Raw genomic sequence first — 5,817 nt, forward strand, 5'->3', positions numbered from 1 at the left:
CCGAAAAGGTGTGGGCCACCGCGGTGGAGCAGGTCACCAGCGGCAAGCTGGCCGCGGCCCTGGGTGCCAGCCTGCGGCGCGACCTCATCGGCTTTGCCATCGGCAGCTCGGCCGGCCTGTTGTTCGGCGCGCTGCTGGGCGCTTCGCGTCTGGCCGACCGGCTGCTGGGCCCCAGCTTCCACACGCTCAAGCAGATCTCGCTGTTTGCGTGGATTCCGCTGCTGTCGGTGTGGTTCGGCCTGGGCGATGCGGCCAAGGTGGCCTTCCTGTCGCTGGCGGCCTTCTTTCCGGTGGTGCTCAACACCTACGAAGGCATCCGCAGCGTGCCGGCCGACCTGCTGGAGGTGGCCCGCGTGCTGCGCTTGTCGCGCTGGCAGACCTGGCGCTACCTGATCCTGCCTTCGGCCTCGCCGTCCATCTTCGCGGGCGTGCATCTGGCGCTGATCTATGCCTGGCTGGCCACGCTGGGCGCCGAGTACCTGCTGGTCTCGGGCCAGGGCATCGGCAACACCATGATCGACGGCCGCGAGCACTTCTGGATGGACCTGGTCCTGTTCGGCGTCATCGTCGTCGGCCTGGTGGGCTTCGCCCTCAACTGGATCGCCAGCCGCATCGAAGCACGTGCGCTGGCGTGGCGTGGCCGCTCGGTCGCGCAGTTCTGACTCAACCCAAGGAGGCCCCATGGCCCACGCAGGCACGCTGCACATCGGCAACCTGAGCAAGCAGTTCGAGGTCAAGGGCCAGGCCCTGCCGGTGCTCCAGAACATCACGCTCACCGTCAACCCGGGTGAGTTCGTCAGCATCGTCGGCAGCAGCGGCTGCGGCAAGAGCACGCTGCTGCGGCTGATCGTCGGCCTGGAAGCCGACTACCAGGGCGAGGTGCTGCTGGACGGCCAGCGCATCGTGGGCACCAGCCTCGACCGCGGCATCGTGTTCCAGGAGCACCGGCTGTTCCCGTGGCTCAACGTGGAACAGAGCATCGCGCTGGGCCTGCTGAACGCCGAGCAGCCCGAGGCCGACAAGCAACGCTCGGTGCGCGAGCACATCGCGCTGGTGGGGCTGACGGGTTTCGAGAAGGCGTACCCGCACCAGCTCAGCGGCGGCATGTCGCAGCGGGTGGCCATTGCGCGGGCGCTGGTCAGCCGGCCCGAGGTGCTGCTGCTCGACGAGCCCTTCGGCGCGCTCGACGCCATCACCCGCGCACACCTGCAGCAGGAGCTGCACCGCATCTGGCTGGCCGAGGGCATCACCATGATCCTGGTCACCCACGACGTGGAAGAGGCGGTGTACCTGGGCCAGCAGGTGGTGGTGATGGAGCCGCGCCCCGGCCGCATCCGCGCCACCGTGCCGGTGCCGCTGAGCTACCCGCGCGACCGCTTGAGCGCCGGCTTCCTCGAGGCCAAGGAGGCCGTGCTGGCCGCCTTTGGCGCGACGCACTGACACCGCACCTGTCTGGACAAGCAAGGAGGGAACGATGACCGACCGCAAGCTGCGCCTCGGCGCCTTCATCATGGCCACCGGCCACCACATCGCGGCCTGGCGCCACCCGGGCTCGCAGGCCGATGCCGGCATCAACATCGACCACTACGTGCAGCTGGCGCAAACCGCCGAGCGTGGCCTGTTCGACCAGGTGTTCGTGGCCGACAGCCCCGGCCAGCGCCACCGCGGCGACGAGGACTCGCTCAGTCGCCAGGGCCGTGTGTCGTACTTCGAGCCGGTGACGCTGTGGGCCGCGCTGTCGCAGGTGACCCAGCACATCGGCTTCGTGGCCACGGCCAGCACCACCTATGAAGACCCCTACCTGCTGGCGCGCAAGTTCGCTTCGCTCGACCACATCAGCAAGGGCCGGGCGGCCTGGAACGTGGTGACCACCAGCGCCGACAACGTGCACGGCAACTTCGGCCTGGCGGCCCACGCCGACCCCGCCGCGCGTTATGCGCGGGCGCATGAGTTCGTGGAGGTGGTCAAGGGCCTGTGGGACAGCTTCGAGGACGACGCCTTCCTGCGCGACAAGGCCAGCGGCGTGTACTTCGATCCGCGCAAGCTGCATGCACTGAACCACGTGGGGCCGCACTTCAAGGTGGAAGGGCCGCTCAACATCGAGCGACCGCCGCAGGGCCATCCGGTGATCGTGCAGGCCGGCTCGTCGGAAGACGGCAAGGAGCTGGCCGCGGCCACCGCCGAAGCCATCTTCACCGCCTGGACCAGCCGCGAAGAGGCGCAGGCTTTCTACGCCGACGTCAAGGGCCGCATGGCCAAGTACGGCCGCCGGCCCGAGCAGCTGCTGGTGCTGCCCGGCATCTCGCCGGTGATCGGCCGCACCGAAGAAGAAGCGCAGGCCAAATGGGCCGAGCTGCAGGCGCTGATCCATCCTTCGGTGGGCTTGAACGTGCTGCAGCCCTTCTGGCCCCACGACGACCTGAGCCGCTGGGACTTGGACGCGCCGCCGCCTTACTACCCCGAGCCGCCCAAGGGCGTGAACAGCCGGGCGCACGTGGTCATCCAGCTGGCGCGGCGCGAGCGCTTCACCGTGCGCCAGCTCTACGAATACCTGGCCGGCGCCCGCGGCCACTGGGTGGTGGTGGGCACGCCCGCGCAGATCGCCGACCAGATGCAGGACTGGTTCGAGCATGGCGCGGCCGACGGCTTCAACGTGATGCCGCCGGTGCTGCCGCAGTCGCTGAACGAGTTCGTGGACCTGGTGGTGCCCGAGCTGCAGCGGCGCGGCCTGTTCCGCACTGCCTACGAAGGTCGCACCCTGCGCGAGAACCTGGGCCTGGAACGGCCGGTCAGCCGTTATGCCAACCCGGCCGCACAAGCGGCCTGACCTGAGGAGAACCCATGAGTGCAGTGATCGATCAAGTGAGCCTGGACATCGTGCCGGTGGCCGGCCGCATCGGCGCCGAGGTGCGCGGCCTGCGGCTGTCGGGCCAGCTGGCGCCCGAAACCTTCCAGGCGCTGCAGCAGGCGCTGTTTCGCCACAAGGTGCTGTTCGTGCGCGGCCAGCAACACCTGGACGATGCCGGCCAGGAAGCCTTCGCCCGCCTGTGGGGCGAGCTGGTGGAGCATCCCACCGTGCCCTCCAAGGACGGCACGCGGCTGCTGGAGCTGGACTCGCGCCATGGCGGCCGTGCCAACTCGTGGCACACCGACGTGACCTTCGAGGTGGACTATCCGCAGGTCAGCATCCTGCGGGCGGTGGTCATCCCGCCGTATGGCGGCGATACCGTGTGGGCCAATACCGCGCTGGCTTATGACGAGCTGCCGGCCTCGCTCAAGACCCTGGCCGACCAGCTGTGGGCGGTGCACAGCAACCATTACGACTATGCCGCCACCCGCATCGAGCCCGATGCCCATGGCGCCCGCAAGTACCAGGAGGTGTTCACTCGCCGGCTGATCGAGGCCGAGCATCCGCTGGTGCGTGTGCACCCGATCACCGGTGAACGCACGCTGGTCTCCGGCCACTTCATCCAGCGCTTCATCGGCTACAACACGCAGGACAGCGACCTGCTGTTCCAGCTGTTCCAGAACCACATCACGCGGCTGGAGAACACCGTGCGCTGGCGCTGGCAGGTGGGCGACGTGGCCCTGTGGGACAACCGCGCCACCCAGCACTACGCCACCAACGACTACGGCGACCAGCACCGCGTGGTGCGCCGCGTGACGGTGGCCGGCGACGTGCCGGTCTCGGTGGACGGCCAGCGCAGCCGGGTGCGCAGCCCAGCCGCTCAATGAGCCGGCGACTCGATCCCGCCGCCACGCGCCGCCAGCTGCTGGGCTTGAGCCTGGGCCTGGCGGCCGCGCTGCCGCTCGCCGCACGGGCCGCCGGGCCTGCCGACAAGCTGCGCATCGGCTTCCAGAAGTCGTCGACGCTGATGATCTTTTTGAAGTCGCGCGGCACGCTGGAAAAGGCGCTGGCGCCGCTGAACGTGGCGGTGTCGTGGCACGAGTTCACCTCGGGCCTGCCGCTGCTGGAGGCACTCAACATCGGCGCCATCGACCTCAGCGCCGATGTGGCCGATGCCGTGCCGCCCTTTGCGCTGGCGGCCGGTGCCAAGCTCACTTACGTGGCCATCGAAACCCCATCGCCGCAGGCGCAGGCCATCGTGGTGCGCAACAACTCGCCCGTCACCAGCGTGGCCCAGCTCAAGGGCCAGAAGGTGGCTTTCGCCAAAGGCGCGGGGGCGCACTTCCTGCTGCTGGAAGCGCTGGCCGCGCAGGGCCTGAGCGTGCGCGATATCGAGCCGGCCTATCTGAGCCCGGCCGATGGCCGCGCAGCGTTCGAAGGCGGCAACGTGGCAGCCTGGGTGATCTGGGACCCGTTCCTGGCGGCGGTGCAGCGCCAGGCCGGCGCCCGCATCCTGGTCGATGGCACGCGGCTGTCGGCCTACCGGCGCTTCTACCTCGCTGCCACGGCTTACACACAGCGCCGCAGCGATGTGCTGGCCACGGTGTATGCCGAGCTGCAGCGGGCCGGCGAGTGGATCAAGCAGAACCCGGGGCCGGCCGCCGAATGGCATGCGCCGGTGATCGGCCTGGACGCGGCCACCGTGGAGGCCGCCAACCTGCGCCGCAGCTACCGCGTGCAGCCGGTGGATGGCGAGGCGCTGGCCGAGCAGCAGCGCATCGCCGATGCCTTCGTGCAGGCGCAGATCCTGCCGCGCAAGCTGCAGATCGCCGAGTCGCCGGTGTGGCGGCCTGCCTGATCGACCGATGCGCTGGCTGGGCCCGCAAAAGCCCGTCTGGCGCCGGAGTAGACTGCACAGAATCCTGTCATCTACCCCGCCAAGGAGCCGGCCATGGGTTTTTCAGCCAGCGATGTGGTGCCATTCACCCAGGCGCGCGCCAACCTGTCCGAGCTGGCCGACCAGGCCAAGGCCGGCGCCGAGAAGATCATCACCAAGAACGGCGAGAGCTACGTCGCCCTGATCGACGCGGACCGGCTGGACTACTACCACCGCCTGGAGCGCGAGCGCATCCACCTGCTGCTGATCGATGACGCCAGGCGCGGCCTGGCCGACATCGAGGCTGGCCGCACCGTGGAGGCCGATGCCGCCATCGCCCAGCTTCAGCAGCGCCGCGCCGCAGTGGCAAAGACCGCAGGCAAGACCGCCAAGAAGCGTGGCTGAGGATAGGTACCGGGTCGAGCTGACCGCGAGCTTCCTGGAGCGGCTGAACGCCATCGAGGCGTTCCTGACGGAAGCCGACGCGGCCTTTGCCTTCGACGACCTGCTGGCCGAACTGCGCGCCACGGTCTTCCCCAACCTGGCCCGTTTCCCCCGCATCGGCCGGCGCTGCCTGGACAACCCGCCGCAATCGGCCGAAGCTCTGGCCCAGCTCGCAGCGCTGCCGGCCGGCGCTGCCAGCGCCTTGCGCGAGTACCTGCATGGCGACTACCTGATGCTCTACACGGCCATGGACGCCACTGCGACGGTTTATTTGCTGTCCATCCGCCACCACCGACAACTGTCTTTCGACTTTGCGCGCTTCTGGCCCGGTGCTGGAATGCCGCCCTCCGAGTGAACGCCCTGCAAATCGAACAGGCCCTTGTTCAAGGCCATCGTGGCGCGGTCTCGAACCGCCTGATCGATCAATCGATGCGCGTGTAGCGCAGCTCCAGCTGGTTGTTGGCCCAGTGCGGGGTGCTGATGTTCTCGCGCACTGCCCAGGGCGTGACCTGGTGGTGCAGCGGGATCAGGGCCACGTCGTCCTGCGCCAGCTTCAGCGCCTGCCGCAGGGTGTCCGTGCGGCGCTGCGGGTCGGCCTCGGTCTTCAGCTTGTCGATCAGCGTGTCCAGCGCCGGGTTGCTGTAGCGGC

General features: G+C 69.0%; 7 protein-coding genes and 1 pseudogene. 7 read left to right on the forward strand and 1 reads right to left on the reverse strand.

What is annotated here, in order from left to right; all coding sequences use genetic code 11:
- From ABNT58_RS10510 to ABNT58_RS10540, 7 genes are all read left to right on the forward strand, one after another.
- The coding region (locus tag ABNT58_RS10510) for an ABC transporter permease (RefSeq protein WP_348753430.1) at positions 1–662 on the forward strand (662 nt) is incomplete at its 5' end.
- A gap of 19 nt (positions 663–681) precedes the next feature.
- On the forward strand, positions 682–1,440 hold the full coding sequence (locus ABNT58_RS10515; RefSeq protein WP_348753431.1) for an ABC transporter ATP-binding protein: 759 nt from the start codon (positions 682–684) through the stop codon (positions 1,438–1,440).
- A gap of 34 nt (positions 1,441–1,474) precedes the next feature.
- Positions 1,475–2,827 carry an LLM class flavin-dependent oxidoreductase gene (locus tag ABNT58_RS10520; RefSeq protein WP_348753432.1) on the forward strand — a complete coding sequence of 451 codons (1,353 nt, stop codon included), beginning with the start codon at positions 1,475–1,477 and terminating at the stop codon, positions 2,825–2,827.
- 14 nt (positions 2,828–2,841) lie between these two features.
- The gene (locus tag ABNT58_RS10525) at positions 2,842–3,735 is read left to right on the forward strand and encodes a TauD/TfdA family dioxygenase (protein ID WP_348753433.1); all 894 of its coding nucleotides are present in this window, start codon (positions 2,842–2,844) and stop codon (positions 3,733–3,735) included.
- Entirely contained in the window at positions 3,732–4,706 is a 975-nt protein-coding gene (locus ABNT58_RS10530; protein ID WP_348753434.1) for an aliphatic sulfonate ABC transporter substrate-binding protein, read from the forward strand. Before ABNT58_RS10525 ends, ABNT58_RS10530 begins: the two co-directional genes overlap by 4 nt.
- Positions 4,707–4,799: 93 nt before the next feature.
- The gene (locus ABNT58_RS10535; RefSeq protein WP_348753435.1) at positions 4,800–5,129 is read left to right on the forward strand and encodes a type II toxin-antitoxin system Phd/YefM family antitoxin; all 330 of its coding nucleotides are present in this window, start codon (positions 4,800–4,802) and stop codon (positions 5,127–5,129) included.
- Positions 5,122–5,523 carry a type II toxin-antitoxin system RelE/ParE family toxin gene (locus ABNT58_RS10540; RefSeq protein WP_348753436.1) on the forward strand — a complete coding sequence of 134 codons (402 nt, stop codon included), beginning with the start codon at positions 5,122–5,124 and terminating at the stop codon, positions 5,521–5,523. Before ABNT58_RS10535 ends, ABNT58_RS10540 begins: the two co-directional genes overlap by 8 nt.
- A 67-nt stretch (positions 5,524–5,590) precedes the next feature.
- Here the strand turns inward: ABNT58_RS10540 and ABNT58_RS10545 are convergent.
- A pseudogene (locus ABNT58_RS10545) lies at positions 5,591–5,817 on the reverse strand (ABC transporter substrate-binding protein); the annotation flags it as partial.

The organism is uncultured Aquincola sp., from assembly GCF_964001545.1.
GTDB lineage: Bacteria > Pseudomonadota > Gammaproteobacteria > Burkholderiales > Burkholderiaceae_C > Aquincola.

What these genes read in the sequence shown, in the direction of transcription:
- ABNT58_RS10515 (WP_348753431.1), top strand. Translation starts at nt 682, where the DNA reads ATGGCCCACGCAGGCACGCTGCACATCGGCAACCTGAGCAAGCAGTTC.
- ABNT58_RS10520 (WP_348753432.1), top strand. Translation starts at nt 1,475, where the DNA reads ATGACCGACCGCAAGCTGCGCCTCGGCGCCTTCATCATGGCCACCGGC.
- ABNT58_RS10525 (WP_348753433.1), top strand. Translation starts at nt 2,842, where the DNA reads ATGAGTGCAGTGATCGATCAAGTGAGCCTGGACATCGTGCCGGTGGCC.
- ABNT58_RS10530 (WP_348753434.1), top strand. Translation starts at nt 3,732, where the DNA reads ATGAGCCGGCGACTCGATCCCGCCGCCACGCGCCGCCAGCTGCTGGGC.
- ABNT58_RS10535 (WP_348753435.1), top strand. Translation starts at nt 4,800, where the DNA reads ATGGGTTTTTCAGCCAGCGATGTGGTGCCATTCACCCAGGCGCGCGCC.